General features: G+C 69.8%; 23 protein-coding genes. 10 read left to right on the forward strand and 13 right to left on the reverse strand.

Annotation, left to right across the window (positions count from 1 at the left end):
- Positions 1 to 29: 29 nt before the first annotated feature.
- Positions 30 to 1,214: an efflux RND transporter periplasmic adaptor subunit gene (locus tag HZ992_RS08685; protein ID WP_209386263.1), complete on the forward strand. Its 1,185-nt coding sequence runs from the start codon at positions 30 to 32 to the stop codon at positions 1,212 to 1,214.
- A 17-nt stretch (positions 1,215 to 1,231) separates the two neighbouring features.
- On the forward strand, positions 1,232 to 4,312 hold the full coding sequence (locus tag HZ992_RS08690; RefSeq protein ID WP_209386264.1) for an efflux RND transporter permease subunit: 3,081 nt from the start codon (positions 1,232 to 1,234) through the stop codon (positions 4,310 to 4,312).
- A gap of 24 nt (positions 4,313 to 4,336) precedes the next feature.
- Here HZ992_RS08690 and HZ992_RS08695 read toward each other — a convergent pair whose 3' ends face one another.
- The 5 genes from HZ992_RS08695 to HZ992_RS08715 all read right to left on the reverse strand — a co-directional run bounded on the left by HZ992_RS08695 (position 4,337) and on the right by HZ992_RS08715 (position 9,025).
- Complete coding sequence (locus HZ992_RS08695; RefSeq protein ID WP_209386265.1) at positions 4,337 to 4,624, reverse strand: late competence development ComFB family protein; 288 nt, start codon at positions 4,622 to 4,624, stop codon at positions 4,337 to 4,339.
- A 100-nt stretch (positions 4,625 to 4,724) separates the two neighbouring features.
- The gene (nadC, locus tag HZ992_RS08700) at positions 4,725 to 5,591 is read right to left on the reverse strand and encodes a carboxylating nicotinate-nucleotide diphosphorylase (RefSeq protein ID WP_209386266.1); all 867 of its coding nucleotides are present in this window, start codon (positions 5,589 to 5,591) and stop codon (positions 4,725 to 4,727) included.
- A 2-nt stretch (positions 5,592 to 5,593) separates the two neighbouring features.
- Positions 5,594 to 6,700, reverse strand: a complete 1,107-nt coding sequence (nadA, locus tag HZ992_RS08705; protein WP_209386267.1) for a quinolinate synthase NadA — start codon at positions 6,698 to 6,700, stop codon at positions 5,594 to 5,596.
- 93 nt (positions 6,701 to 6,793) lie between these two features.
- On the reverse strand, positions 6,794 to 8,062 hold the full coding sequence (locus HZ992_RS08710; RefSeq protein WP_209386268.1) for a roadblock/LC7 domain-containing protein: 1,269 nt from the start codon (positions 8,060 to 8,062) through the stop codon (positions 6,794 to 6,796).
- 135 nt (positions 8,063 to 8,197) lie between these two features.
- Positions 8,198 to 9,025 carry an AraC family transcriptional regulator gene (locus tag HZ992_RS08715; RefSeq protein WP_209386269.1) on the reverse strand — a complete coding sequence of 276 codons (828 nt, stop codon included), beginning with the start codon at positions 9,023 to 9,025 and terminating at the stop codon, positions 8,198 to 8,200.
- Positions 9,026 to 9,118: 93 nt separating this feature from the next.
- Between HZ992_RS08715 and HZ992_RS08720 the strand changes: the two genes are divergently transcribed.
- Together HZ992_RS08720 and HZ992_RS08725 are read left to right on the forward strand one after the other, a co-directional pair.
- Positions 9,119 to 10,372, forward strand: a complete 1,254-nt coding sequence (locus tag HZ992_RS08720; RefSeq protein ID WP_209386270.1) for an MFS transporter — start codon at positions 9,119 to 9,121, stop codon at positions 10,370 to 10,372.
- Positions 10,369 to 12,105 carry a thiamine pyrophosphate-binding protein gene (locus HZ992_RS08725; protein WP_209386271.1) on the forward strand — a complete coding sequence of 579 codons (1,737 nt, stop codon included), beginning with the start codon at positions 10,369 to 10,371 and terminating at the stop codon, positions 12,103 to 12,105. The genes HZ992_RS08720 and HZ992_RS08725 overlap by 4 nt, the downstream gene beginning before the upstream one ends.
- Here the strand turns inward: HZ992_RS08725 and HZ992_RS08730 are convergent.
- Entirely contained in the window at positions 12,092 to 13,003 is a 912-nt protein-coding gene (locus HZ992_RS08730) for an EamA family transporter (RefSeq protein ID WP_209386272.1), read from the reverse strand. The genes HZ992_RS08725 and HZ992_RS08730 overlap by 14 nt on opposite strands.
- A 104-nt stretch (positions 13,004 to 13,107) precedes the next feature.
- Here HZ992_RS08730 and HZ992_RS08735 point away from each other — a divergent pair, with 104 nt between their 5' ends.
- The gene (locus tag HZ992_RS08735; protein WP_371816801.1) at positions 13,108 to 13,608 is read left to right on the forward strand and encodes an Lrp/AsnC family transcriptional regulator; all 501 of its coding nucleotides are present in this window, start codon (positions 13,108 to 13,110) and stop codon (positions 13,606 to 13,608) included.
- Positions 13,605 to 14,105 carry a ribonuclease E activity regulator RraA gene (rraA, locus tag HZ992_RS08740; RefSeq protein WP_209386273.1) on the forward strand — a complete coding sequence of 167 codons (501 nt, stop codon included), beginning with the start codon at positions 13,605 to 13,607 and terminating at the stop codon, positions 14,103 to 14,105. Before HZ992_RS08735 ends, rraA begins: the two co-directional genes overlap by 4 nt.
- A gap of 4 nt (positions 14,106 to 14,109) precedes the next feature.
- Here rraA and HZ992_RS08745 read toward each other — a convergent pair whose 3' ends face one another.
- Positions 14,110 to 15,483 (reverse strand): TrpB-like pyridoxal phosphate-dependent enzyme, encoded by a 1,374-nt coding sequence (locus tag HZ992_RS08745; protein WP_209386274.1) that lies wholly within the window; start codon positions 15,481 to 15,483, stop codon positions 14,110 to 14,112.
- Between the two features lie 57 nt (positions 15,484 to 15,540).
- Between HZ992_RS08745 and HZ992_RS08750 the strand changes: the two genes are divergently transcribed.
- Positions 15,541 to 16,230, forward strand: coding sequence for an energy transducer TonB (locus tag HZ992_RS08750; RefSeq protein WP_209386275.1), 690 nt, complete (start codon positions 15,541 to 15,543; stop codon positions 16,228 to 16,230).
- A 3-nt stretch (positions 16,231 to 16,233) separates the two neighbouring features.
- On the opposite strand, the gene serB is transcribed toward HZ992_RS08750, so the two are convergent.
- The 3 genes from serB to mfd form a co-directional block, all read right to left on the reverse strand.
- Positions 16,234 to 16,947 carry a phosphoserine phosphatase SerB gene (serB, locus tag HZ992_RS08755; RefSeq protein ID WP_209386276.1) on the reverse strand — a complete coding sequence of 238 codons (714 nt, stop codon included), beginning with the start codon at positions 16,945 to 16,947 and terminating at the stop codon, positions 16,234 to 16,236.
- Positions 16,948 to 16,978: 31 nt separating this feature from the next.
- The gene (locus HZ992_RS08760) at positions 16,979 to 17,467 is read right to left on the reverse strand and encodes a DUF4405 domain-containing protein (RefSeq protein ID WP_209386277.1); all 489 of its coding nucleotides are present in this window, start codon (positions 17,465 to 17,467) and stop codon (positions 16,979 to 16,981) included.
- A 104-nt stretch (positions 17,468 to 17,571) separates the two neighbouring features.
- Positions 17,572 to 21,033 (reverse strand): transcription-repair coupling factor, encoded by a 3,462-nt coding sequence (gene mfd / locus HZ992_RS08765; protein ID WP_209386278.1) that lies wholly within the window; start codon positions 21,031 to 21,033, stop codon positions 17,572 to 17,574.
- A gap of 109 nt (positions 21,034 to 21,142) precedes the next feature.
- On the opposite strand from mfd, the gene ispD reads away from it, so the two are divergent.
- Entirely contained in the window at positions 21,143 to 21,859 is a 717-nt protein-coding gene (gene ispD, locus HZ992_RS08770) for a 2-C-methyl-D-erythritol 4-phosphate cytidylyltransferase (RefSeq protein ID WP_209386279.1), read from the forward strand.
- A complete protein-coding gene (gene ispF / locus HZ992_RS08775) occupies positions 21,856 to 22,365 on the forward strand; it encodes a 2-C-methyl-D-erythritol 2,4-cyclodiphosphate synthase (RefSeq protein ID WP_209386280.1) in 510 nt (169 codons plus the stop codon). The genes ispD and ispF overlap by 4 nt, the downstream gene beginning before the upstream one ends.
- A gap of 18 nt (positions 22,366 to 22,383) precedes the next feature.
- Here ispF and HZ992_RS08780 read toward each other — a convergent pair whose 3' ends face one another.
- Both HZ992_RS08780 and ompR read right to left on the reverse strand, forming a co-directional pair.
- Positions 22,384 to 23,712 (reverse strand): sensor histidine kinase, encoded by a 1,329-nt coding sequence (locus HZ992_RS08780; protein ID WP_209386281.1) that lies wholly within the window; start codon positions 23,710 to 23,712, stop codon positions 22,384 to 22,386.
- A gap of 105 nt (positions 23,713 to 23,817) precedes the next feature.
- The gene (ompR, locus tag HZ992_RS08785; protein ID WP_209386282.1) at positions 23,818 to 24,552 is read right to left on the reverse strand and encodes an osmolarity response regulator transcription factor OmpR; all 735 of its coding nucleotides are present in this window, start codon (positions 24,550 to 24,552) and stop codon (positions 23,818 to 23,820) included.
- Positions 24,553 to 24,725: 173 nt separating this feature from the next.
- On the opposite strand from ompR, the gene HZ992_RS08790 reads away from it, so the two are divergent.
- Positions 24,726 to 25,430: an SIMPL domain-containing protein gene (locus tag HZ992_RS08790; protein WP_209386283.1), complete on the forward strand. Its 705-nt coding sequence runs from the start codon at positions 24,726 to 24,728 to the stop codon at positions 25,428 to 25,430.
- Positions 25,431 to 25,523: 93 nt separating this feature from the next.
- Here the strand turns inward: HZ992_RS08790 and HZ992_RS08795 are convergent, their stop codons facing one another.
- On the reverse strand, positions 25,524 to 26,306 hold the full coding sequence (locus HZ992_RS08795; RefSeq protein ID WP_209386284.1) for a 3-hydroxybutyrate dehydrogenase: 783 nt from the start codon (positions 26,304 to 26,306) through the stop codon (positions 25,524 to 25,526).
- Positions 26,307 to 26,314 lie beyond the last annotated feature (8 nt).

Here is a 26,314-nt window from a genome sequence, read left to right on the forward strand (position 1 = left end):
AGTCTGCCGGCATCCTCGAAAGTCCGGACTTGAAGATCCTGCATACCGTCATCGCCGTGGTCGGCATCGCTGCCGCCAGTGGCGCCGCCTGGTGGATCCAGAACAAGGGCGCCGGCAGCGGCTCGCAGCCGGCGGTCTCGCCCTCCGCGGCCGCGGCTTCTGCGGCGGGCGCCGGCCCCGCCATCGGCGGGCCGATTCCCGTCGAAGTGGGCCGTGTCACCGTGACGCGCATCGAGGACGATGCGCAGTCCGTCGGTTCGCTGCGTTCGCGCCAGGGCGTCATGCTGCGCCCCGAGGTCAGCGGCCGCATCGCGCGCATCGGTTTTCGCGACGGCCAGCGCGTCAAGCGAGGCCAAATGCTGGTGCAGCTCGACGACACGCTGCAGCGCGCGCAATTGCAGCAGTCGCAGGCGCAGGCCAGCATCGCGCGCACCAACCTGCAACGCAACCGCGAGCTGCTGGCGCAGAACTTCGTCAGCGCGAGCGCCGTCGACCAGAGTGCCGCGGCGCTGGAGGTGACCGAGGCCCAGGTGGCGCTGTCTCAGGCCCAGCTCGCTCGCATGCGCATCGAGGCCCCGTTCGACGGCGTGGCCGGTATCGCCTCGGTGAACCTGGGCGACTACGTGAAGGACGGCGCGGACCTGGTCAACATCGAGGATTCGTCCTCGATGTCGGTGGACTTCCGCCTGCCCGAGCGTTACCTCGCCCGGCTCAAGCCCGGGCAGCCGGTGGACGTGCAACTCGACGCCTTGCCGGGGCGCAGCTTCCCGGCGCGCATCGACGCCATCGATTCGCAGATCGACGCCAACGGCCGCTCGCTGCTCGTGCGCGCGCGGCTGCCCAATCCGCAGGGCGAGCTGCGCGCCGGCATGTTCGCGCGCACCCGCACGGTGTTCGCCGTGCGCGAGCAGGCGCTGGTGGTGCCGGAGGAAGCGCTCGTGCCCTTCGGCGGCAAGCAGTACCTCATCAAGGTGGTGGACGGCCCGGGCGGCAAGGTCTCGCAGCGGCTGGAGGCTCGCATCGGCATGCGCCTGCCGGGCAAGGCCGAGATCACCGAGGGGCTGGCCGCCGGCGACCTCGTCGTCACCGCCGGGCAGGCACGGCTGCTGCGCGGCGAGGCGCTGCCGTTGCGCGTGGTCGAGGTCGGCCGCGAGGCGCCGCGTGGCGCCAGTTCGCCGGCCAAGGGCGCGGGCCTGAACCGCTCCGCCGTCTGAGACGGCCGCGGCGTGCCATGAAGTTCTCCGAAACCTCGATCCGCCGGCCGGTCTTCGCGACGGTGATGTCGCTGCTGCTGGTGCTGGTGGGCGCGGTGTCGTTCATGGGCCTGCAGGTGCGCGAGTACCCGCGCATCGACGAGCCGGTGGTCAACGTGACGACGCGTCTGACCGGCGCCTCGTCGGAGGTGATCGAATCGCAGGTCACCAAGCCGCTCGAAGACTCGATCTCCGGCATCGAGGGCGTGGACATCATCACCTCGGTGTCGCGTGCCGAGCAGAGCCAGATCACCGCGCGCTTCAAGCTCAGCAAGAGCCCGGAAGACGCTGCCGCCGACGTGCGAGACCGCGTCTCGCGCGTGCGCGGCCGCCTGCCCGATGCGATCGACGAGCCGGTCATCGCCAAGGTGGAGGCCGACGCCACGCCGACGATCTGGCTGGCCTTCAGCAGCGAGACGCTGTCGCCGCTTGAGATCACCGACCTGATCAATCGCGTCGTCAAGCCGAGGCTGCAGACGGTGCCGGGCGTGGCCGACGTGCAGATCAACGGCGACCGCAAGTTCTCGATGCGCATCTGGGTCGACCCGGACAAGCTCGCCGCCTTCCGGCTCACCGTGCAGGATGTCGAGGACGCGCTGCGCAAGCAGAACCTCGAGGTGCCGGCCGGGCGCATCGAGAGCCAGCAGCGCGAGTTCAGCGTCACCGCACAGACCGATCTGGTGTCGCCGGCGCAGTTCGGCGAGATCGCGCTGAAGACCGCCAGCGGCTACGTGGTGCGCCTGCGCGACATCGCGCGCATCGAGCAGGCCGCGGCGAGCGAACGTTCGAGCGTGCGCCTGAACGGCGTGCCGGCGGTGTCGATGGGCGTGATCCGCCAGGCCACCGCCAACCCGCTGGAGGTGGCCGATGGCGTGCGGCAGGTGATGCCGAAGATCCAGCTCGACTTGCCACCCGCGGTGCGCGTGCAGCAGGCCAACGACAACTCCATCTTCATCGACCGGTCCATCAAGTCGGTCTACAAGACCATCGCCGAGGCGGTGCTGCTGGTGGCGCTGGTGGTGTTCGTGTTCCTGCGCACGCTGCGCGCCTCGATCATCCCGCTGGTCACGATTCCGGTCAGCCTGATCGGCGTGTTCGGCCTGATGGCCGCGGTGGGCTTCACCATCAACACGCTCACCCTGCTGGCCCTGGTGCTGGCCATCGGTCTGGTGGTCGACGACGCGATCGTCGTGCTGGAGAACATCTTCCGCCACGTCGAGGAGGGCCTGAGCCCCTTCCAGGCGGCGTTGCGTGGTGCCAAGGAGGTCGGCTTCGCGGTGGTGGCGATGACGATGACGCTGGCCGCGGTGTACGCGCCGCTGGCCTTCACGCCGGGGCGCACCGGGCGGCTGTTCGTCGAGTTCGCGCTGACCCTGGCCGGCGCGGTGATCGTCTCCGGCTTCACCGCACTCACGCTCACGCCGATGATGTGCAGCAAGCTGCTGCGCCACAACCCGAGCCCGAACCGCTTCGACCGGATGATGGAGGCGCTGCTGGTGTGGATCAGCGCGCGCTACGAGGTGGCGCTGCGCTGGGTGCTGCTGCGGCGCTGGATCGTGCTGCTGATCATGGTGATCTCGGCCGGGGCGAGCTGGTGGCTGTTCAAGACGGCGAAGAGCGAGCTCGCGCCGCTGGAGGATCGCGGCGTGATCCTGGCCACCGTCAACGCCCCCGACGGCTCGACGCTGGAGTACACGCAGCGCTACATGCAGGCGATCGAGCGCATCGGCATGAGCTACCCGGAGTTCGACCGTGTGTTCGTGGTCACCGGCAACCCGACGGTGTCGCAAGGCGTGGCATTCCTGCGCACCACCGACTGGTCGGAGCGTTCGCGCAGCACGCAGCTCCTGAGCCGCGAGTTGCTGCCGAAGTTCGCCATGCTGCCCGGCGTGTCCGCCTTCCCGATCACGCCGCCTTCTCTCGGCCAGGGCTTCCGCGAGCGGGCGATCAACTTCGTCATCGTGAGCTCCGACTCCTACGCGAACCTGGCCAGTGTGTCGCAGCAGATCCTCGCCGAGATGGCGAAGAATCCAGGCATCGTGCAGCCCGACAGCGACCTGCGGCTGAACAAGCCGGAACTGTTCATCCAGGTCGACCGCGACCGCGCCGCCGATGCCGGCGTCGCCGTGGACCAGGTGGCGCGCACCATCGAGACCATGCTGGGCGGGCGCAACGTGACGCGCTACAAGCGCGACGCCGAGCAGTACGACGTGATCGTGCAGACCGAGGGCCGCGGACGCACCACGCCGGAGGACATCGACCGCATGTTCGTGCGCGGCAAGGGCGACGCGATGGTTCCGCTGGCCTCGCTGGTGACGGTGCGCGAGTCGGTCAGCCCGCGCGAGCTGAACCACTTCAACCAGCGACGCTCCGTCGCGCTGACGGCCAACCTGGCACCGGGCTACTCGATGGGCGAGGCGCTAGAGTTCATGGACCGGACCGCCGCCAAGGTGCTCAAGCCCGGCTACTCGACCGAACTCAACGGTGTGTCGCGCGAGTTCCGCTCGTCGAGCGGGGCGCTGGGCCTGGTGTTCGTGCTGGCCCTGCTGTTCATCTTCCTCGTGCTGTCAGCGCAGTTCGAGAGCTTCGTCGACCCGTTCGTCATCATGCTGGCGGTGCCGCTGTCGATGGTGGGGGCGCTGGCAGCGATGCGGCTGACCGGCGGCACGCTCAACGTGTATTCGCAGATCGGCCTGATCACGCTGGTCGGCCTGATCACCAAGCACGGCATCCTGATCGTCGAATTCAGCAACCAGCTGCGCCAGCAGGGCCACCCGATGCACGAGGCGGTGGTCGAGGCGGCGGCGCTGCGCCTGCGCCCCATCCTGATGACCACCGCGGCCATGGTGCTGGGCGCATTGCCGCTGGCGCTGGCCACCGGCGCGGGCGCCGAGAGCCGCCAGCAGATCGGCTGGGTGATCGTGGGCGGCATGTCCCTGGGCACGCTGCTGACGATCTTCGTTGTGCCCACCATGTACACGTTCTTCGCGCGGGGCGCCGTGCCCGGCGAGATCACCACGCCGGCCGACCCGCACGAAGAGGCGGCCGTGGCGCACTGAACGCCGCGCCGCCAGCCGCGTTGCCTAGACGCGTGCGCGCATCGCCCGGCGGGCCTGCACGAATTCGAAAGCGAAGTTCACCGCGTCGCTGATGGCGCGCTCGTTGTCGCCGCGCTCCTTGTCGGTCAGGTAGAAGGCGAAGTCCACCTCGTGGCGGATGTAGCGCGGCGGCAGCCGGTTCAGCGCCACGCAGGCCACGTCCGCGAGCAACTCCGGCGTGGCCATGTGCGGGAAGCGCGCGGACGCGGCCTTGACGGCCTCGAACACCGAGCGTTCGTGATGGTTGAAGATGGTCTCGAAATCGGCGCTCATGGCGGGGCCTCGCTGTCATGCGGATCGAGCCAGTATGGGCGACCCGCAGCCCCGCGAGCAGCGGAAAAGCGGGCCTGCGCCGGCGCAGTTCGCGCGATCGTCAGAGCCGCTCGAGGATGCGCATCGACAGGTCGACCGCGCGTACGTTCTTCGTCAGCGCACCCACCGAGATGCGGTCCACGCCGGTGGCGGCGATGGCGCGCAACTGCTCGAGCTGCACGCCGCCCGACACCTCCAGCTCGGCGCGGCCGGCGTTGCGTGCCACTGCGACTCTCATGGCGGCCAGCTCGAAGTTGTCGAGCATGATGCTGGTGGCGCCATTCGCCAGCGCCTCGTCGAGCTGCGCCAGGCTCTCGACCTCGATCTGGATCTCCACCCCGGCGTTCAGTGAGCGCGCCTGCGCCAGCACCTGCGCGATGCCGCCGGCGGCGGTGATGTGGTTCTCCTTGATCAGGATGCCGTGCCACAGCGCCAGGCGCTGGTTGCGCCCGCCGCCCACGCGCACCGCGTACTTCTGCGCCTGGCGCAGGCCCGGCAGCGTCTTGCGCGTGTCCAGGATGGCGCAGCCACGCGGGTTGGGCGAGGCGCCGGCGATGGCGTCGACATGGGCGCGTGTCAGCGTCGCAGTGGCCGAGAGCAGCTGCAGGAAGTTCAGCGCCGGGCGTTCGGCCGAGAGCAGCGCGCGGGCCTGGGCTTCGATCTCGCACAGCGTGGCGTTGGCGCTCAGGCGGGCGCCTTCAGCGGCGGCCCAGGCGACGCGCGCATCGGGGTCGAGCGCCTTCACGCAGCCGTCGAACCAGTCGCGGCCGCACAGCACGGCCGCCTCGCGCATGATGACGCGGGCGCGCACGCGCTGCGTCGCCGGCACCAGCATGGCCGTCCAGTCGCCACGGCCGATGTCCTCGGCCAGCGCGTCGCGGATGTTGCGCGCGCGCGCCTGTTCCAGCGTTTCGTTCTGCTCGAACATGCTCAGGCCGCGCCGATGTGCTTGACGAAGCCGGGCTGCGCCACCGCGGCCGGGTGTCGGGCGGTGAAGTCGAGCATGCGCTCGATGCAGCCCAGCGCCTGGGCACGCACCGGCTCGTCGACGAAGATCTCGCCGCTGCCCTGTTCCAGCGCCTGCACCACGCCCTGCAGCGCGTTCATCGCCATCCAGGGGCAGTGCGCGCAGCTCTTGCAGGTGGCGCTGCGGCCGGCCGTGGGCGCCTCCAGCAGCGTCTTGCCGGGCGCGAGCTGGCGGATGCGGTGCATCAGGCCGTTGTCCGTGGCGATGATGAAGGTCTGCGCGTCGCTCTTCAGCACCGCGTTGAGGATCTGCGTCGTCGAGCCGACCACGTCGGCCTGCGCGACCACGCTCTGCGGTGATTCGGGATGCACCAGCACCTTGGCGTCCGGGTGCTGCTTGCGCAGCAGGTCGAGCTCGATGCCCTTGAACTCGTCGTGCACGATGCACTCGCCGTGCCACGAGAGCATGTCGGCGCCGGTCTGCTCCTGGATGTAGCGGCCGAGGTGCCGGTCGGGCGCCCAGAGGATCTTCTCGCCGCGCTCCTTCAGGTGGCTGACGATCGCGAGCGCGCAGGAGCTCGTCACCATCCAGTCCGCACGCGCCTTCACGGCCGCGCTGGTGTTGGCGTAGACGACGACCGTGCGATCGGGGTGGGCGTCGCAGAAGGCGGCGAACTGGTCGGGCGGGCAGCCCAGATCGAGCGAGCAGGTGGCGTCGAGGTCGGGCATCAGCACGCGCTTGTCGGGCGACAGGATCTTGGCCGACTCTCCCATGAAGCGCACGCCGGCCACCACCAGCGTCTTCGCTGCGTGATCGCGGCCGAAGCGGGCCATCTCGAGCGAGTCGGCGACGCAGCCGCCGGTCTCCAGGGCCAGGTCCTGCAGGTCGCCGTCGACGTAGTAGTGCGCCACCAGCACCGCGCCCTGCTGCTTCAGCAAGGCCGCGGCGCGCGCTTTCCATTCGCGGCGTTGGTCGGGGGTCAGCGACTCGGGCACCTTGGCCCAGGCATGGGCGACGCAGCTGCTGCCGCTGGCGTCCTGGAGCGTGTAGTCGAACAGCACTTGGCTCATCGCGATGGCGCGGGCCGCAGCCCGTCTGATGCGGGCACACCGGCCCGCTGCACTCGCGATGTTAGCCCTCGGCGCGCAAGGGCGTGGCCCGCGCTACAGCAGGGCCTTGTCGAGCTCCATGAGCTTGTAGCGGGCCAGCGGCAGGTTGGTGCGCTGGCGGTCGAGCAGGGCGACGATGAAGACGTCAGGGTAGCGTGAGATGACGCGCATGACCTGCTGGCGCGAGCCGGTGCTGGTCATGATCTCCTCCACCGGGCCGCCCACGCCCATGGCGTTCGACGCAGCGCGGTGGTCGCGCAGGATCTGCGCGCAGGCGGCGCCGACAACGTCCATGTCGACCGGCTGGTCTTCGCGCAGCTCGCGGGCCAGCACCAGGCCGGTGGTGGCGTCCACCGCCGCGCAGCCGAGCATGCCTTCGAGCGGCAGCATGTCGGTCAGCGCCTGGCGTGCACGGGCCGGGTCGAGCACGGCACGGCCGAGCCGTGCCACCGGCGCTGCCGCGCTGCTCGCGGCAGAGGCAGGACGCATCGACTGGGGTGGCGCAGACAACTCGGCCACCTTGAACGGGAAGTCCTGCTTCGGCGGCTGCTTGTCCCAGGCGGGTTGAAGCTTGACGAGGTTCCAGATGCCGAGCATGGCGTTCCACACCGCCGACGAGCTGATCAGCGGCTCGTCGATCACGTGCACGTGCAATCGCGCCGGCCAGCGCACCGCGGCGATCTTGTTGGCGATCCACACCGCGTTGGGCGGCAGCATGAAGAGCAGGTTGGGGCAGTGCCAGGCGGGCAGCTGCGTGGCATCGCTGAGCGAGGCCAGAAGTGAGTCGATGGCGTGCGGCTGCATCGGGCCGACGATCACCGCCGTCAAGTGGCTGTGCTCCATCAGCGCCACCGGGATCTCGGCGTTGTCATGCCCCGGGGCGCGCACGTCGGCGTGATAGAGGTTGAGCTTCTCTTCGTGGCGGCGCACGAGGCTCGTGCGTTCGATCACCGCCAGCGTCTTCAGCGTGGTGTGCTCGCGCAGGTGCAGACGTTCGACCGGCTGGCCGCCGGCGTCGGACAGCGCCTTGATCACCGCCGAGGCCCACACGCCGGTCGGGTCGAGCAGGGTGATCTGGCGCGTGGCCGTGCCCAGGTCGGCGCGCGTGGCCGCGAAATGCTCCCGGATGGCTGCGGCCGGCGAACCAGTGACGACGAGGTCGCGCAGGTGGCGGTCGACCATCTGGCCGCGCTCGTTGACCTCGGTGGCCACGCTCTCGAGGATGGCCGTGGCGGCGAAACCGCCGTCGGACTCGTCGGGCGTGGCCGCCCGCAGGCGAGGATCTTCGGCAGGGCCGAGCTCTCCGAACAGTGACTTCAGCATGGTGTTTTCTCCACGGCGGCACACCTGCAATGGCGCGGTGCCCCCTCTTCTCAGCGTACGTGCAACGACAGGATGGGATTCTCGTCCCAGATGGAAGATGTGTTCCAAGGTGTCACCGGCGCAACACCCCCCGATTCAGGTGAAGAAGTGCGTCGGCGGCGCGCCCAGCGTGCGCTTGACCATGGCTGCGAAGGCGCTGGCGCTGGCGTAGCCCAGCTCGGCGGCGATGGTGGCCATGGGCAGCTTGCGCGACGCCAGCGCGAGCGCATGCGCCAGCCGGACCTGCTGGCGCCACTGGACGAAGGTGGTGCCGAGTTCGCTGCGGAACAGCCTTGCCACCGTGCGCGGGCTGGCCCCGGCATGCCGGGCCCAGTCGTCCAGCGAGCTCCAGCGCGTCGGGTCGTCCAGCACGGCCTCGCAGAGCTGGCGCAGGCGCTTGTCGGCGGGCAGGTCCACGCCCAGGCGCACGGGTGCGGCCCGCTGCAATTCGTCGAGGATCAGCGCGGCGAGGCAGGCTTCGCGCTCGTCGGCGGCGACCGGGCCGGGCGCCGTGTCCAGATGGGCCACCAGTTCGCGCAGCAAGGGCGAGACCTCGAGCACGCGGCAGGCCGGCCAGCGCGAGAACGGCGTGCCGGCCTGGCCGTCGAAGAACTGCGCCTGCGGGTGCAGATACAGCGTGCGGATCTCCGTATCTTCCAGGACGGTGACCACATGCTCCACGCCGGGCGGGATCCACAGGGCGCGTGTCGGCGGGACGAGGTAGGTGCCGTGGCCTGCGCTCATGCGGATCACGCCGGTGGCCGACATCGCGACTTGCGCCCAGGGGTGGCTGTGTGGCTCGACGCTCGTGGACGCCGCCAGCCGGCGCAGCTTGGCGCGCACGGGGCGCTGCAGCGTGGGCGCGAAGGCCGGCGGGTCGATCGGCGCCACGCTGGCGCGAGGGGAGCGGGAGCGGGCAGGCATTGGCGGATTCTCGACAGAACTTGACGCTCTATCGTAACCACGACGCACCGCCGGGTCCTACAGTGAGGCTCGTTCGACGGATCACCTTCTCTCATGACTGCACCGGCCGTTCCGCTGCGCCAGGATGCCCGCACGATCGGCCTGATCGGGCTGGCGCACGGCACTTCGCACTTCTTCCACATGCTGCTGCCGCCGTTGTTCCCGCTGTTCATTCGGGACTTCGGCCTGAGCTACTCCGAGCTCGGTCTGCTCGTCAGCACCTTCTTCGTCATCTCCGGCATCGGGCAGGCGCTGGCCGGTTTCCTGGTCGACCGCGTCGGCGCACGGCCTGTGCTGTTCGCCGCGCTGGGCTGCTTCGCGCTGGCGGCCGCGGCAGCGGCGACGGCACAGGGGTACGCCGGGCTGATGCTGGCCGCGGCGCTGTCGGGCCTGGGCAACTCCCCCTTCCATCCGATCGACTTCACCATCCTCAACAAGCGCGTCTCGCCGCCGAGGCTGGGGCATGCTTTCTCGGTGCACGGCATCTCCGGCAACCTTGGTTGGGCGGCGGCGCCGGTCTTCATGGCCGGCATCACCGCGGCCACCGGATCGTGGCGCTGGGCCGCGGCCGGGGCAGGCGTGTGGGCGCTGATCGTGCTGGCGACATTGGCATTGAACCGCCGCGCGATCGACGACCGACTTGGCGAATGGGCTCACGCGACGGCTGCGAAGGCGGGCGGCGCCGCGGCCGCGGCGGAGCATCCGCTGGCCTTCCTGCGACTTCCGTCCGTCTGGCTGTGCTTCTCGTTCTTCTTCTGGTCGACCTGTGCGCTCAGCGCGATCCAGAGCTTCGCCGGCCCAGCGCTGCAGAAGATGCACGGCCTGCCGCTGTCGGTGACCTCTTTCGTCGTCACCGGCTTCATGCTGTGCGGCGCGGCCGGGATGGTGGTGGGTGGCTTCCTCGCCGCGCGTGGCCAGCGGCTGGAGCGCACCATCGGTGCCTGCCTGCTCGGCGCCGCGGTGCTGCTGTTCCTGGCCGGCCTGCCGGGGTTGCCCGGCATGGTGGCAGCCGTGCTCGCGTCGCTGGCCGGCTTCGGCACCGGCCTGGCCGGGCCCTCGCGTGACATGCTGATCAAGCGCGCCTCGCCACCCGGGGCGACCGGCCGTGTCTACGGCACGGTGTACTCGGGGCTGGACCTCGGCTTCGCGCTGGCGGCGCCGGTGTTCGGCGCCGTGCTCGACCACGGTTCGCCGTCGTGGGTGTTCACCGGCGCGGCGCTGGCCCTGGTCGGCGGTGTGGCCTCGGCCTCGCTGGTGGGCCTGCAGGTGGCGCGCGGCCAGCGGGCGGCGGTGAAAATGGCGGCATGAACAGCGCCGTCACGTCGAGCACCCCGCCCTCATACCGCATCGCCGGCCACGCGCTGGTCGAGGCCCTGGTCGCCCAAGGTGTACACACCGCCTTCGGCGTTCCGGGAGAGAGCTACCTCGCGGTGCTCGACGGCTTCCATCAGTACCGTGAGCGCATCCGCTTCATTGCCTGCAGGCAGGAGGGTGGCGCCGCCTTCATGGCCGAGGCGCAGGGCAAGCTGACCGGCAGGCCGGGCATCTGCTTCGTCACCCGCGGACCGGGTGCGACCAACGCCAGCATCGGACTGCACACCGCCTTCCAGGACAGCACGCCGATGATCCTGTTCGTCGGCCAGGTGGCCAGCGACCAGCGCGATCGCGAGGCCTTTCAGGAGCTCGACTATCGCCAGGTGTTCGGCCCCGGCACGTTGGGCATGGCCAAGTGGGTCGGCGAGGTGCACAGCGCCGACCGGCTGACCGAGTACGTCGCCCGCGCCTTCCACACCGCCATGCAGGGCCGGCCCGGGCCGGTGGTGCTGGTGCTGCCCGAAGACCTGTTGACCACGCCCACCGCCGCGCCGGTGCTGCCGCGCATCGAGCCCGCGCAGGCCTGGCCGGCGCCCGGCCCGCTGCGCGACCTGCGTGCGCTGCTCGTGCAGGCTCAGCGGCCCTTCGTGATCGCCGGCGGCGGCGGCTGGGACGCCGAGGGCGCCCGCGCGCTGCAACGCTTTGCCGAGAACTGGCAGCTGCCGGTGGGCTGCGGCTTCCGCTTCCAGGACACCTTCGACAACCGCCACCCGCTGTATGCCGGCGACGTGGGCATCGGCATCAATCCGAAGCTCGCGGCACGCATCCGCGAGGCCGACCTGGTGATCGCGCTGGGCGTGCGCCTGGGCGAAATGACCACTGGCGGCTACACGCTGCTGCAGGCGCCGCGGCCGGCGCAGAAGCTCGTCCACATCCATGCCGGCGCCGAGGAGCTCGGCCGCGTCTATGCCGCCGACCTGCTGATGCAGGCCTCGGTCAACCATGCCGCCAAGGCGCTGGAGTCGCTCGCCGCGCCGACCACCGTGCCCTGGCGCGCCGAGGCTGAAGCGGCAGCGGCCGACTTCGCCGCCAACCGCGTTCCGCCGGCCGTGTCGCCGCTGGACATGGCGCAGGTGATGCTGACCCTCGAGCGCCTCGTGCCCGAGGACACCGTCTACACCAACGGCGCCGGCAACTACAGCGGCTGGCTGCACCGCTACGTGCGCTACCCGGGCCTGCAGCACCACGGCCGCACGCAACTCGCGCCGACCTCCGGCGCGATGGGCTACGGCGTGCCGGCGGCGATCGCGGCCTCGCTGCTGTATCCCGATCGCACGGTGATCAATATCGCGGGCGATGGCGACTTCCTGATGACCGGCCAGGAACTCGCCACTGCCAGCGGCTACGGTGCCGGCCGGGGCGCAGGCAAGCTGATCAGCATCGTCGTCGACAACGGCACCTACGGCACGATCCGCATGCACCAGGAGCGCGAGTACCCCGGGCGCGTGTCGGGCAGCGACCTGTTCAACCCCGACTTCGCGGCACTCGCGAAAGCCTATGGCTGGTACGCCGCCAAGGTGGAGCGCACCGAGCAGTTCGAGCCCGCGCTGCGCGAGGCGCTGGCAGCGGATGGCCCGTCACTGCTGCATCTCAAGCTCGATGCCGACGTCAGCACCACGCGAACAACCTTGATGGCCATCCGCGACGCCGCACTCAAGCGCGCTTGAGCGCCGACCCGCGCAGCATCAGCACCACGCCGGCGAGCACGACGCCGGCGGCCATCCACTCGAAACCGCTGACCACCTCGCCGAGCACGGCCACGCCGAGCAGCATGGCGATCACCGGGTTCACGAAGGTGTAGCTCGAGGCCAGCCCGGCGCTCGCCTGCGCGAGCAGCACCATGTAGGCGTTGAAGGCGATCAGCGAGCCGAACACGACGAGGTAGAACCACGCCGCCACGGCCACCGGCTGCGGCGGCCACTGCGGCTGTTCGCCGGCGGCCAGCGAGAGGATCAGCAGCACCACGCCGCCGCACAGCATCTCGCTGGCGAAACCGGTGGCGCCAGGCGCCAGCGGCAGGCTGCGCTGGCTCAGCACGCTGCCCACCGACCAGGTGATGCAGGCGGTGGCGATGGCCGCCAGGCCCGCCGGCGAGGCCTGGAAACCGGCGCCCTGCGTGAGCATCAGCACGCCGACCAGGCCGACGACGATGCCGGCCAGCTCGAGCCGGCCGGGCACGACGCGCCAGAACAGGTTCAGCGCCGCGATCATCAGCGGCACCACCGCGATGAAGGCGACCACCAGGCCAGAGCCCACCGACACCTCGGCCACTGCCGTGCCGCCCATGCCGCCGCCGAGCATCAGCGCACCCACCACCAGCGCATTGCGCCATTGCACGAGCGTCGGCCACGCCGCGCCGCGCCAGCGCATCCAGGCCATCAGCAGCGCGCCGGCGAACAGGAAGCGCGTGCCCATCTGGAAGAAGGGCGGGAAGCTCAGCAGTGCGAACTTGATCGCGAGGTAGGTCGATCCCCAGACCAGCCAGGTGGCGGCCAGGCACAGCCACAGCAGCGTGGACAGGGACGGACGGCGCGGCTCGTGGCCGGCGAGGGCGTGTGAGGACATGGTGGTGCCGGGCGATTTCAGGCCGTCATCGTATGAAAGCCAGGCGCCACGATCCATGGCCCGATGCAGTTCCTGAAGGCACAATGCCGTGATCTTCAAGGAGATTGCCCGACGTGGCCTTGAACTTCGAACTCGACGCGCACGACACCCGCATCCTCGCCGAACTGCAGGCCGATGCGCGGCTGACCATGTCCGAGCTCGGCCGACGCGTGCACCTGAGCCAGCCGGCCGTCACCGAGCGCGTGCGCAAGCTCGAGGCCGCCGGCGTCATCACGGGCTACCGCGCGACGGTCGATCTGGGGCGCCTGGGCTACGGCATCCGCGCGCTGATCCGCATCGGCCGCGCCGAGTACGCACGCGTCATCAAGCTGATCCAGCAGACGCCCGAGTGCATCAATGCCTACAACGTGACCGGCGAGGACAGCTGGGTGCTGGAGATCGCCGTCATCGACGTGGCTCACCTCGACTCCGTGGTGAGCAAGTTCTGCCTGCTCACCGAGACGGCCACGTCGATCATCCTCAACCCCGCGCGCGAGCACCAGCCGATGCTGCCGCCCCGCCGCGAGGACGTGAAACCCCCGATCCGGAAAGTGACCCAGGCATGAGCCCGACCGACTTCGCCACCTGCGACCTGTGCGACGCCCACAAGACTGACACCGACGGCGCCTTCCGCGTGCTGCCGCCGGCGTTTCACGACTACGGCGCGCGCCGCAAGTTCTGCGGCCCGGTCGTCACGGTGAAGTGCTTCGAGGACAACACACCGGTGAAAGCGGCGGTCGAGTCGCCGGGCCAGGGCCGCGTGCTCGTCGTCGACGGCGGCGGCTCGCTGCGCCGTGCGCTGCTCGGCGGCAACCTGGGTGCGGCCGCGGCGAAGAACGGCTGGGCCGGCGTGGTGATCGATGGCGCCGTGCGCGACACCGCCGAACTGGCCGCCTGCGATACCGGCATCCGCGCGCTCGCGCTGATCCCGCTGCCCACCGACCGCAAGGCGCCCGGGCAGACCGGCATCGCGGTGCAGATCCAGGGCGTGTGGGTGCGCCCCGGCGACTGGCTCTATGCGGACGCGGACGGCATCGTGGTGATGCCGTCCCCGGCGCCCTGAGCGATCAGGCCGGCACCGACGGCAGGCCCGCCAGCGCCATCGCCAGTTCGGCCTCGTCGTAGGGCTGGTCGACCAGCTTGCCGGCCATGAAGTTGCTGTACGACGACATGTCGAAGTGGCCGTGGCCGCACAGGTTGAACAGGATCACCTCCGAGCGGCCTTCGCGCTTGCAGCGCAGCGCCTCCTCGATCGCGCCCTTCACGGCGTGGTTGGCCTCGGGAGCCGGCACGATGCCTTCGCTGCGCGCGAACAGCACGCCGGCCTCGAAGCAGGCGTTCTGGTGGTACGCGGTGGCCTCGATCAGGTTCAGCTCCTTCAGGTGCGACACCAACGGCGCCATGCCGTGGTAACGCAGGCCGCCGGCATGGAAGCCCGGCGGCGTGAAGGTCGAGCCCAGCGTGTGCATCTTGGTCAGCGGCGTCAGGTGCGCGGTGTCGCCGAAGTCGTAGGCGTACTTGCCGCGCGTCAGCGACGGGCAGGCGGCCGGCTCCACCGCGACGATTCGGCGCTGCTTGGTCTTGCCCTTGCCGCGCAGCTGCTGGCCGATGAAGGGGAAGCTGATGCCGGCGAAGTTGGAGCCGCCGCCAGTGCAGCCGACCACCACGTCGGGGTCGTCGCCGGCCATTTCGAGCTGCAGCATCGCCTCCTGGCCGATGATGGTCTGGTGCATCAGCACGTGGTTGAGCACCGAGCCGAGCGCGTACTTGGTGTCGTCGTTGGTGGCCGCGACTTCCACCGCTTCGGAGATCGCGATGCCCAGCGAGCCCGGGTGGTTCGGGTTCTGCGCGAGGATGGCGCGGCCAGAATTCGTCTCGTTCGACGGGCTGGCGATGCAGCGTGCGCCGTAGGTCTCCATCAGCGCGCGTCGGTAGGGCTTCTGGTCGTAGGAAACACGCACCTGGAACACGGTGACGTCGATGCCGAACAGCGCGCCGGCGAAGGCCAGCGACGAGCCCCATTGGCCGGCGCCGGTCTCGGTGGCGATCTTCCTGATGCCGGCCTGGGCGTTGTACCAGGCCTGCGGCACGGCGGTGTTCGGCTTGTGCGAACCGGCGGGCGAGACGCCCTCGTACTTGTAGTAGATCTTCGCCGGCGTGCCGAGCGCCTTCTCGAGGCGGTGGGCGCGCACCAGCGGCGAGGGGCGCCACAGGCGGAACACCTCGCGCACCGGCTCGGGAATCGCGATCTCGCGCTCGGTGCTGACCTCCTGCAGGATCAGCTCCATCGGGAACAGCGGGGCCAGATCGTCGGGCCCGACCGGCTGCATCGTGCCGGGGTGCAGCACCGCCGGTGCCGGCTTCGGCAGGTCGGCGGCGATGTTGTACCAGTGCTTGGGCATCCTGCTTTCGTCGAGCAGGAACTTGGTGGGCGTGCTCATGGGTTCTCCTCGTGTCGATGGCCTGCGCCATCCTAGGGGTGTGGACTGCGTCACGGCATGAGGTTTTCCCCGCCGCCGTGCAGGCCCACCGATACGGCGCAGACTGCCAGAATTCTCGACTCGCCCATGCCGCAACGACGAATTCCGCTGCTCTTGTTGATCCTGGTCACGCCGCTCGCCACGGCGCAGGACCGGGGTGCGCGCGTGGAGCGCGAGGCGAACAATCCGCTGCGCATGATCATCGAAGCGAGCAAGATCAAGCCCAAGGCAAAGCCTGCCGAGGCGGTGCGGCCCCTCGATCGCAGCGTACCGGCGGCTGTGCCGTCCGCCGCAGTGGCCGCTTCGGCCCCGGCCGAACTGCCTCGCATCGCCATGCCGGCCGGCACCGTGGAGTCGACGGTCGCCACGGTCGAGGTGGGAGCCGAGGCCGAGCGAGCCACCGTGCCCTCGCAGCCTGCGCCGGATCCCTTGTCCGTGCCGGCAACGGGGCTGGCGCCGCTGCAACTGGCAGACATGGTCGAGCCCGTCACCCCGCGCATGCTGCTCGGCAAGCTGCGCGGCGAGGTCCAGGTGGTCGTGAGCTTCACGGTCAGGCCCGACGGTTCGGTGGTGGAGCCGGTCGTTCGCTCGTCCAGCCATCCGCAGATGGACGATGCGGTGCTGGAGGCCGTGCGGCAGTGGCGCTATCAGCCGATTGCCGCGCCGCGCGGCCACGAGGTCCAGCTGGTGCTGCGCCAGGGCGGCTGAGGCCTAGGGTTCGAGCACCTCGAGCGCGCGGTCCATGCCGCCGCTCATGATGGAGATCATCGCCTCGTCGGCCACCGCGGGCTTGGGGTGGTAGGCGATCGACAGGCCGGCCGCGGCCATCATCGGCAGGTCGTTGGCGCCGTCGCCGACCGCGATGGTCTGCGCCATGTCGATGCCCATCAGTTCGGCCACCTCGAGCAGCACGCGCTTCTTCTCGGCGCCGTCGACGATGTCGCCCCAGGGGCGGTCGAACAGCGTGCCGGTGAGCCGGCCGTGAGCGATGCCCAGCGAGTTGGCGCGCGCGAAGTCCAGGCCGAGCTGGTGGCGGATGCGCTCGCTGAAGAAGGTGAAGCCGCCGGAGACCAGCAGCGTCTTCAGGCCCGCTGCCTGGCAGGCCGACACGAAGGCCTGCACGCCGGGGTTCAGCTGCAGCTTGTCGGCCCAGACCTTCTCCAGCGCCGCCGCCGGCACGCCGGCGAGCAGCGCCACGCGCCGGCGCAGGCTGTCCTTGTAGTCGGCGATCTCGCCGCGCATCGCCGCCTCGGTGATCTCGGCCACCTCGGCCTTGCGCCCGACGGCCTCGGCGATCTCGTCGACGCACTCGATGTTGATCAGCGTCGAATCCATGTCGAAGGCCACGAGCCTGAAGTCGGCCAGGTGCAGCGGCGGCGCGAAGCCGCGGATGAAGAGGCCGGGCGAATGTTCGGTGCTGGACATCGGCGCGAATGTTACCCGCGCCGATCCCGTTTCATCCCGCTGCGAGCACCTTGGAAAGCACGCGGATCTGCGCTCGCGTGTCCTCGCCCACGAGGCTTCGCACGGTGTCGGCGTCGGCGGTCGGCGCCAGTCCCTGGCCTTGCAGACGCTCGCGCATCTGCACGGGCGTGACCTTGGCGACCTGGGCCAGCACAGTCAACGGTGCGTCGGCCAGCGCGCGCATCGGCGGCAGGAAGGGCGGCTCGCCCGCGCCGCCCAGCGGCAGGAACGAGAGCGCGAGCACGGTGGCGAAAGCGCCCACGGCGGCCCGGCCGCGCCAGCCGGCGAGGTGGCGGCGCACGCCCGCCCAGTTGACCGCCGCATGCAGCGCCACTCCACCCAGCAGCACCCAGCTCAGCCACTCGTGCACGGCCTCGTTCAGGCCGCTGTCGATGTGGAAGAACATCAGCACGCCCGTCGTGGCCAGCAGCCCGAAGGCGCCCATGGTGATCGGCGTGATCCAGTCCCGTTGCAGTTTCATGCAGTCATCTCCTCAAGATGACGCCATGCTGCGCGACGGCCGTGTCGGCCTTGCTGCGCCGACGTTGCTGCACGTGAACGGGTTTGCGCCAGATCAGCGTCGGGTCAACGAACGGCGTCGGTGGCCTTCGGCGTGCCCAGCGAGCGCAGCACATCGCGGATGAGCTGGGCGCGGTCCTTGGCCTCGGGCGTCTCGCGCTCGATGCGCAGCTTGTCGTTGCCCGCCAGCTTGATGTGGCGGTTCTTTTGCACCAGCTCGATGATCTTCGCGGCATCCACCGGCGGGTTGGGGCGGAAGCTGATGACCATCAGCTTGGGCGCCGCATCGACCTTGACCACGCCGTAGGGTTTGGCCAGCACACGCAGGCGGTGCACGTCGAACAGCGTCTGGCCCTGCGGCGGCAACTTGCCGAAGCGGTCAGTGATCTCCTCCAGCATGGCGTCGATCTGCTCGGGCTTCTCGGCGGTGGCCAGGCGCTTGTAGAGTGACAGACGGGTGTGCACGTCGCCGCAGTAGCTGTCGGGCAGCAAGGCGGGCGCGTGCAGGTTGATCTCGGTGGCAGCGCTCAGCGGCGACAGGAGGTCAGGCTCGCGCCCGGCCTTCAGCGAGCGCACCGCCTCGCCGAGCATGTCGTTGTAGAGCTGGAAGCCGACCTCCATCATGTTGCCGCTCTGGTTCTCGCCGAGCACCTCGCCAGCGCCGCGGATCTCCAGGTCGTGCATCGCGAGATAGAAGCCGGAGCCCAGCTCCTCCATCTGCTGGATCGCTTCCAGGCGCTGCGCGGCCTGCTTGGTCAGCCCCTCGACATCGGGCACCAGCAGGTAGGCATAGGCCTGGTGGTGTGAGCGGCCGACACGCCCGCGCAGCTGGTGCAGCTGCGCCAGGCCGAACTTGTCGGCGCGGCTGATGACGATGGTGTTGGCGCTGGGCACGTCGATGCCGGTCTCGATGATGGTCGAGCACAACAGCAGGTTGTGGCGCTGCGCGACGAAGTCGCGCATCACGCGCTCCAGCTCGCGCTCGGGCATCTGGCCATGCGCGATGGCGATGCGCGCCTCGGGCAGCAGTTCGGCCAGCTTGTCGCGCCGCGCGAGGATGGTGTCGACCTCGTTGTGCAGGAAGTAGACCTGCCCGCCGCGCTTGAGTTCGCGCAGCACGGCCTCGCGGATCGTGCCGCTCGACTCGTTGCGCACAAAGGTCTTGATCGCCAGGCGGCGTTGCGGCGCGGTGGCGATGACGCTGAGGTCGCGCAGGCCTTCGAGCGCCATGCCCAGCGTGCGCGGGATCGGCGTGGCGGTGAGCGTGAGCACGTCGACCTCGGCGCGCAAGGCCTTGATCGCCTCCTTGTGGCGCACGCCGAAGCGGTGCTCCTCGTCGATGACGAGCAGGCCCAGGCGCTTGAAGTGCACTGTCTGGCTGAGCAGCTTGTGCGTGCCCACGACGATGTCGATGGTGCCGTCGTCGATGCCCTCCAGCGCCGCCTTCACTTCCTTGGGCGAGCGGAAGCGCGACAGCTCGGCCACCTTCACCGGCCATTTGCCGAAGCGGTCGGAGATGTTCTGGAAATGCTGCTCCGCCAGCAGCGTGGTCGGCGCGAGGATGGCGACCTGCTTGCCGCCGGTCACCGCGACGAAGGCGGCGCGCAGCGCCACCTCGGTCTTTCCGAAGCCGACGTCGCCGCAGACCAGGCGATCCATCGGCTTGGGCGACACCATGTCCTGGATCACCGCGTGGATGGCGGCCTGCTGGTCCGGCGTCTCCTCGAAGCCGAAGCTCGCCGCGAAGGCCTCGTAGTCGTGCGGCTGGAAGCGGAACGCGTAGCCCTCGCGCGCCGCGCGGCGGGCGTACAAGTTGAGCAGCTCTGCGGCGGTGTCGCGCACCTGCTCGGCGGCCTTGCGCTTGGCCTTGTCCCACTGGCCCGAGCCCAGTCGGTGCAGCGGCGCTTCATCGGGGCTGACGCCGGTGTAGCGGGCGATCAGGTGCAATTGCGCCACCGGCACATAGAGCGTGGCCTTGTCGGCGTACTCGAGGTGCAGGAACTCGCTCGGGCCATCGCCGAGGTCGATGTTCATCAGGCCGACGTAGCGGCCGATGCCGTGGTTGACGTGCACCACCGGGTCGCCGACCTTCAGCTCCGACAGGTCCTTGATCAGCGCATTGACGTCGCTGACCTGCTCCTGCTTGCGCCGCCGCCGCGCGGTGGGCGAGGTGGCGAACAGCTCCGTCTCGGTGACGAACTGGATCGCCTTGCCGGCCTGCGGCTCGTGCCAGAAGAAGCCCACCGCCAGCGGCGCGGCAGCGATGGCGAAGTGCTCCTCGCCGGCCTCGAACTCGGCCAGCGTCGCCACCGAGGGCGGCTCGATGCGGCTGTCGCGCAGCAGCTCGAGCAGGCTTTCGCGCCGGCCCTCGCTCTCGGCCACGATGAGCACGCGGTGCGCTGTGCTGCCCACGTGCTGCTGCAGCCGGGCCAGGGGCTCGGGCGCGCCGCGGTCGGCGGTGAGGTCGGGCAGCGGCCGGGCCCAGTCCACCGGCTCGCTGCCGCGAACGGCCAGCACGGCCAGCGCGCTGCCCAGGGTGAAGAAGTCCTCCGGCTTGAGGAACAGGTCTTCCGGCGGCAGGATCGGCCGCTCGCGGTCGTGCTGCAGGAAGCGGTGGCGCTCGCGCGTGTCGGTCCAGAAGCGCTTGAGCGCCTCGTCGATCTCGCCGTGCAGCACGAGCGAGGCCGACTCGCCGAGGTAGTCGAAGATCGTCGCCGTGCTGTCGAAGAACAGAGGCAGGTAGTACTCGATGCCGGCAGTGGCGATGCCGGTGCCGATGTCCTTGTACAGGCGCACCTTGGTCGGATCGCCTTCCATCTTCTCGCGCCAGCGCGCGCGGAATTTCGCCCGCGCGTCCTCGTCCATCGGGAACTCGCGGCCGGGCAGCAGGCGCACTTCGGGCACAGGATAGAGGCTGCGCTGCGAGTCGGGGTCGAAAGTGCGGATCGAATCGACCTCGTCGCCGAACAGGTCGACGCGGTAGGGCACGGCCGAGCCCATCGGGAACAGGTCGATCAGCCCGCCGCGCACCGCGTACTCGCCGGGCGAGACGACCTGGCTGACGTGCGTGTAGCCGGCCAGCGTGAGCTGCGATTTCAGCGCCGCTTCGTCCAGGCGTTGCTTCTGCTTGAAGTGGAAGGTGTAGGCGGCCAGGAAGCTCGGCGGCGCCAGGCGCACCAGGGCCGTGGACGCGGGCATCAGCACCACGTCGACGTCGCCGCGTTCCTTCGCTTGCAGGATGCGCCACAGCGTGGCCAGCCGCTCGGAGATCAGGTCCTGGTGCGGCGAGAAGGTGTCGTAGGGCAGCGTCTCCCAGTCCGGGAAGACGGCGATGCGCAGTTCGGGCGCGAAGAAGGCCAGTTCGCCTTCGAGGCGCTGCGTGTCGGCCGGCTCGGCGGTGACGATCGTCGTGAGCTTCTTCTGCGCCGCCTGCGCCTGCGCGAAACGCGCGAGCAGCAGCGCATCCGCCGAGCCGAGCGGGCGGGGCAGGGTGAAGCGCTTGCCGGGGGCGATCGAGGGGATCTGCATCGTTCTGTGGAGGGCAAAGCAAATCGCCCCGCGAGGAGGTCCCCCCGGGGCGATGCATGATGCGGATTATAGAATTCGCACCCTTTCCTGCATCGGTGCCCCGCACTGCATGACCGACGCCTCTTCACCGCGCTGTTTCGCCCTGCTGCCTTGTGCCGGCGTGGGTGCGCGTTCGGGGGCGGCGATGCCCAAGCAGTACGTCGAGATCGCCGGGAGCGCGATGGTGGCGCACACGCTGGCGGCCTTGGCGCGGGTGCCGCGACTGGCGGCCACGCTGGCGGTGCTGTCGCCCGACGACGACCAATTCGAGTCGCACGTGCCGGGCTTCACCGGCGCACGCGGCTGGGTGTGCCGGCGCGGCGGTGCGCAGCGTGCCGACACGGTGGCGCAGGGGCTGGAAGAACTGCTCGAACGCGGCGCCTTGCCGCATGACTGGGTGCTGGTGCACGACGCGGCGCGCTGCCTCGTTCGCCCCGAGTGGGTCGACCGGCTGATCGACGCCTGCCTGGGTGATGCGGTGGGCGGCCTGCTCGCGCTGCCGGTGGCCGACACGCTCAAGCAGGCCGAAGGCGGCCGCGTGGCCGCGACGCTCAGCCGCGTCGACAAGTGGTCGGCGCAGACGCCGCAGATGTTCCGCCTGGGGATGCTGCGCGAGGCCTTGCGCGCTGCCGGCACGGCGGTGACGGACGATTCGAGCGCCATCGAGGCGCAGGGGCTGCGGCCGCTGCTCGTCGAGGGCGACAGCGAGAACCTGAAGGTCACCTGGCCTTCCGACTTCATGCTCGCCGAGCGGGTGCTCGCCGCGCGGGCCAAGGGGACACCATGAACCAGCCCAACATCCGCATCGGCGAAGGCTGGGACAGCCACCGGCTGGTGCCCGACCGGCCGCTCGTCCTCGGTGGCGTGACGATTCCGCACACGCACGGTCTGTTCGGCCACTCCGACGCCGACGCGCTGTGCCATGCGATCACCGACGCGCTGTTCGGCGCGGCGGCGATGGGCGACATCGGCCACCACTTCCCGGACACCGATGAGCGATTTCGCGGTGCCGATTCGCTGGCGCTGCTCGCCGAGGCGGGCCGCCGCGTGCTGCAGGCCGGCTGGCAGGTGGTCAACATCGACAGCACCATCGTCGCCGAGGCGCCGAAGATGGCGCCGCACATCCTGGCGATGCGCCAGCGCATCGCGCAGGCGCTGGTGATCAAGGTCGATCAGGTCAGCGTGAAGGCGAAGACGGCCGAAAAGATGGGGCCGGTGGGTGAAGGCCAATCGATCGAGGCCCGCGCGATCTGCATGCTCTACACACTGCGCCGGCCGGTTCCGACGGTCTGAGCACTTGAGCGTCCCTGCTCAGGGTGCCTTCTTCATGCGGATGTGGGCGACCAGCCCGCCATCGGGCGCATTGGCGATCTCGAAGCTGCCGCCCATGCGCTGCACCGCCTTCTCGACGATGGCCAGGCCCAGCCCGGCACCGGTGGCTGCGGTGCGCGCCGCGTCGCCGCGGAAGAAGGGCGTGGTGAGCTGGCCGAGCTTGCGCGGGTCGACGCCGGGGCCGTGGTCTCGCACGCTGAGGATCACCCAGGGCCCGGTGCGCGCGTAGGTCACCACCACCTTGGCGATGCCGGTGTCGGTGCTGCGGCCGTAGCGGCGCGCGTTCTCGAACAGGTTCTGCAGCACGCGGCCGAGTTCGGTCTCGTCGGCCATCACCTTGGTGTCGATCGCCACGCGCGCGGTGATGCGGATCTGGCTGGTGTCGCGGAAGGCCGCCATCTCGCGGTCGACCAGGCTGGACAGGTGCACCGGCACCAGCTTCACCTCGCCGGGGCGCGCGTAGTCCATGAACTTGTCGATGATGGCGTCGAGCTGGTCGATGTCGGAGGCCATGTTGCGCTTGGCCTCCTCGTCGGTGACGCTCATCTCCGCCTCCAGGCGCAAGCGCGCCAGCGGCGTGCGCAGGTCGTGCGAGATGCCGGCGAGCATCACGGCGCGGTCTTCCTCCACCTTGGCGAGCTCGCGCGCCATGCGGTTGAAGCCCATGTTGACCTGGCGGATCTCGCTGGTCATGGTGTTCTCGTCGAGCACCGAATCGAACTCGCCCTCGCGGATGCGGCTGGCGGCGAACGACAGTTCCTGCAGCGGCCGGTTGATCGCGCGGGCGATCAGCGCCGAGCCGAAGATCGAGGCCAGCACCGCGATGCCGCCCCACAGGCCGAGCGTGCTCCAGGTGATGGCGGCCACGCGCGAGGCGTCGGCCTGCAGCCAGTACGGGTCCTTGTCGATCGTGAAGCCGACCCACAGGCCCTGCTGCTTGTTGACCGAGCTGGCCACCACCGTGTCGGGCCCGAGCTGCGCACGCAGCTCGGCGGCGATTGCCTTGGAGAAGCGGTCCACCTCGAAGGGCTCCCACTTGTCGCCGGGCTCGCGCGGCGCCAGGCGCACCGACTCCTGCTTCGACATGGTCTTGATCAGCGCCACGCGGTTGATCGTGTCGCTGGCCTGGAGCGCCGTGCGCCCGAGGTTCACCAGGCTGGCGATCTGCTGCGCCGCTTGCACGGCACGCGGCTCGAACTCGAGCGCGCGGAAGGTCTGCGTCCAGGCGAACACGCCGCCCACCAGCAGCAGGGCCAGCAGGAAGAAGGTGCGCCAGAACAGGCTGAAGGCGACTTTGCTGCGGGCCATCGAGGATCTGAGAAAGGGTCAGGGCGGCGGGTGCTGCGATTCTCTACCCGCGGGCGCAAAAAAAGGCCCCGACGTGCGGGGCCCTGGCGCCGCGGGCGGGCTCCGTCACGCCGTGCCGTCCGGCACGAACACGTAGCCCACGCCCCAGACGGTCTGGATGTAGCGCGGCTGCGCCGGGTCGGGCTCGATCATCTTGCGCAGGCGCGAGATCTGCACGTCCAGGCTGCGGTCGAAGGGTTCGAACTCGCGGCCGCGCGCCAGTTGCGCGAGCTTGTCGCGCGACAGCGGCTGGCGCGGGTGGCGCACCAGCGCCTTGAGCATGGAAAACTCGCCGGTGGTCAGCGCGATCTGTTCGCCGTCCTTGGTCAGGCGGCGCAGCGCCAGGTCGAACTCGAAGGGGCCGAAGGTGACGGTCTGCGCCTCCTTGGCCGGCGCGCCCGGGGCTTCGAGCGTCGGGCGGCGGCGCAGCACGGCGTGGATGCGCGCCAGCAGCTCGCGCGGGTTGAAGGGCTTGGGCAGGTAGTCGTCGGCGCCGACTTCCAGGCCGACGATGCGGTCGACGTCTTCCACCTTGGCGGTCAGCATGATGATCGGCGTCACGTCGTTGGCCGCGCGCAGGCGCCGGCAGATCGACAGGCCGTCTTCGCCGGGCAGCATCAGGTCGAGCACGATCAGGTCGACGGTCTCGCGGGTCAGAACGCGGTTCAGCGCCTTCGAGTCCTCGGCGAGCAGCACCTCGAAACCCTCCTGCGTGAGGTAGCGGCGCAGCAGGTCGCGGATCCGCGCGTCGTCGTCGACGACCACGATGCGGTCAGGACGCTGGTTGGGATTGGGTGACATCAGGGGCTCCGAACTTGTAACAGCCGGGATTCTGCGCGGCTTTCCGAGGCGTTTCGGGAGGTCTGACCATATGTTACAAATCTTGCCCCGACCCTCGAATGACTGTCATCACCCCGCGCGCGGCTCACTCACGTATAAGCCTGCGTCGCTCATTCGTCCCGGAGAACCTGTCCATGCGCTCACGTCCTTTCGTTCCTTTCCTGGTGGCTGCGGCAGCACTGTCCGGCACCGCCGGTGCCGAAACGCCTGCGCTGCAGGGCGTGGTGTCGCTGTCGTCCAGCGCGAGCGTCGAGGTCACCAAGGACCTGCTCAACGTCGTCATGACGACCACCCGCGCGAGGGCGGACGCCGCCGCCGTGCAGAGCCAGCTCAAGCAGGCGCTCGATGCCGCGCTGGCCGAGGCGCGCAAGGTCGCCAAGCCCGGGCAGCTCGAAGTGCAGACCGGCAACTTCTCGCTCTACCCGCGCTACGCTGCCAAGGGTGGCATCAACGGCTGGCAAGGGTCGGCCGAGCTGGTGATCGAGGGCAAGGACATGCCGGCCATCGGCCAGCTCACCGGCCGCATCGGCACGATGACCATCGGCCGCGTCGGCTACGGTGTGTCGCGCGAACTTCGCGAGAAGGTCGAGGGCGAGGTCACCGCCCAGGCCATCGCCCGCTACCGCGCCAAGGCGGCCGACTATGCAAAGCAGTTCGGCTATGCCGGCTACGCGATCCGCGAGGTCAGCGTGGGCGGCTCGGAGCCACAGATGTATTCACCGGCGCCGATGCTGCGCGCCAAGACCATGTCGGCCTCGGCCGACGAAGCCCTGCCGGTGGAAGCCGGCAAGGCGACGATCGTGGTGAACGTGAACGGCTCGGTTCAACTCACCCGCTGAATCGCGAGGGCGAGCCCGGCGCCCGACCGCCCGAAGCCGGGCGAGATCCCCTCGGGGGATCGGACGCGGTACGCCGTGTCCGAGGGGCGGTCGTCACTGGGCCGTCCAGCCGCCGTCGACGGCCCAGGCCTGGCCCTTGACGTTGTTGGCCGCGGCCGAGCACAGGAACACGGCCAGCTCGCCCAGCTCCTCCGGCGTGGTGAATTGCAGCGAGGGCTGCTTCTCGGCGAGCAGTCGCCGCTTGGCTTCTTCGTTGTCTACGCCGTCCTTCGCGGCCCGTGCATCGACCTGCTTCTGCACCAGCGGCGTCAGCACCCAGCCCGGGCAGATCGCGTTGACGGTGACGCCGGTGGTGGCCAGCTCCAGTGCGCTGGCTTTGGTCAGGCCGACGATGCCGTGCTTGGCGGCCACGTAGGCCGACTTCTGCGCCGAGGCCACCAGGCCGTGCGCCGAGGCGATGTTGATGATGCGGCCCCAGTTCTTCTTGCGCATGGCCGGGATCGCCAGCCGCATCGCATGGAAGGCCGAGCTGAGGTTGATGGCGATGATCGCGTCCCACTTCTCGATCGGGAAGTCCTCGACGTTGGCCACGTGCTGAATGCCGGCGTTGTTGACGAGGATGTCCACGCCGCCGAATTCCTTCGCGGCATAGGCCATCATCGCCTCGATTTCCGCCGGCTTGCTCATGTCGGCGCCGTGGTAGCCGACGCGCACGCCGTGTGCCTTGCCGGCCGCGGCCACCTCGGCCTTCGGGCCCTCGGCGTCGCCGAAGCCGTTGAGCACCACGTGGGCGCCTTGCGCGGCCAGACGGCATGCGATGCCCAGGCCGATGCCGCTGGTGGAGCCGGTGACGAGGGCGATCTTGCCTTTCAACATGGAGTTCT

It is taken from the genome of Rhizobacter sp. AJA081-3 (assembly GCF_017795745.1).
Lineage (GTDB): Bacteria > Pseudomonadota > Gammaproteobacteria > Burkholderiales > Burkholderiaceae_C > Piscinibacter.

Bases quoted from the DNA above. Each gene is read 5' to 3' on its own strand.
- HZ992_RS08690 (WP_209386264.1), top strand. From the start codon at position 1,232: ATGAAGTTCTCCGAAACCTCGATCCGCCGGCCGGTCTTCGCGACGGTG.
- HZ992_RS08695 (WP_209386265.1), bottom strand. From the start codon at position 4,624: ATGAGCGCCGATTTCGAGACCATCTTCAACCATCACGAACGCTCGGTG.
- nadC (WP_209386266.1), bottom strand. From the start codon at position 5,591: ATGTTCGAGCAGAACGAAACGCTGGAACAGGCGCGCGCGCGCAACATC.
- nadA (WP_209386267.1), bottom strand. From the start codon at position 6,700: ATGAGCCAAGTGCTGTTCGACTACACGCTCCAGGACGCCAGCGGCAGC.
- HZ992_RS08710 (WP_209386268.1), bottom strand. From the start codon at position 8,062: ATGCTGAAGTCACTGTTCGGAGAGCTCGGCCCTGCCGAAGATCCTCGC.
- HZ992_RS08715 (WP_209386269.1), bottom strand. From the start codon at position 9,025: ATGCCTGCCCGCTCCCGCTCCCCTCGCGCCAGCGTGGCGCCGATCGAC.
- HZ992_RS08720 (WP_209386270.1), top strand. From the start codon at position 9,119: ATGACTGCACCGGCCGTTCCGCTGCGCCAGGATGCCCGCACGATCGGC.
- HZ992_RS08725 (WP_209386271.1), top strand. From the start codon at position 10,369: ATGAACAGCGCCGTCACGTCGAGCACCCCGCCCTCATACCGCATCGCC.
- HZ992_RS08730 (WP_209386272.1), bottom strand. From the start codon at position 13,003: ATGTCCTCACACGCCCTCGCCGGCCACGAGCCGCGCCGTCCGTCCCTG.
- rraA (WP_209386273.1), top strand. From the start codon at position 13,605: ATGAGCCCGACCGACTTCGCCACCTGCGACCTGTGCGACGCCCACAAG.
- HZ992_RS08745 (WP_209386274.1), bottom strand. From the start codon at position 15,483: ATGAGCACGCCCACCAAGTTCCTGCTCGACGAAAGCAGGATGCCCAAG.
- HZ992_RS08750 (WP_209386275.1), top strand. From the start codon at position 15,541: ATGAGGTTTTCCCCGCCGCCGTGCAGGCCCACCGATACGGCGCAGACT.
- serB (WP_209386276.1), bottom strand. From the start codon at position 16,947: ATGTCCAGCACCGAACATTCGCCCGGCCTCTTCATCCGCGGCTTCGCG.
- HZ992_RS08760 (WP_209386277.1), bottom strand. From the start codon at position 17,467: ATGAAACTGCAACGGGACTGGATCACGCCGATCACCATGGGCGCCTTC.
- mfd (WP_209386278.1), bottom strand. From the start codon at position 21,033: ATGCAGATCCCCTCGATCGCCCCCGGCAAGCGCTTCACCCTGCCCCGC.
- ispD (WP_209386279.1), top strand. From the start codon at position 21,143: ATGACCGACGCCTCTTCACCGCGCTGTTTCGCCCTGCTGCCTTGTGCC.
- ispF (WP_209386280.1), top strand. From the start codon at position 21,856: ATGAACCAGCCCAACATCCGCATCGGCGAAGGCTGGGACAGCCACCGG.
- HZ992_RS08780 (WP_209386281.1), bottom strand. From the start codon at position 23,712: ATGGCCCGCAGCAAAGTCGCCTTCAGCCTGTTCTGGCGCACCTTCTTC.
- ompR (WP_209386282.1), bottom strand. From the start codon at position 24,552: ATGTCACCCAATCCCAACCAGCGTCCTGACCGCATCGTGGTCGTCGAC.
- HZ992_RS08790 (WP_209386283.1), top strand. From the start codon at position 24,726: ATGCGCTCACGTCCTTTCGTTCCTTTCCTGGTGGCTGCGGCAGCACTG.
- HZ992_RS08795 (WP_209386284.1), bottom strand. From the start codon at position 26,306: ATGTTGAAAGGCAAGATCGCCCTCGTCACCGGCTCCACCAGCGGCATC.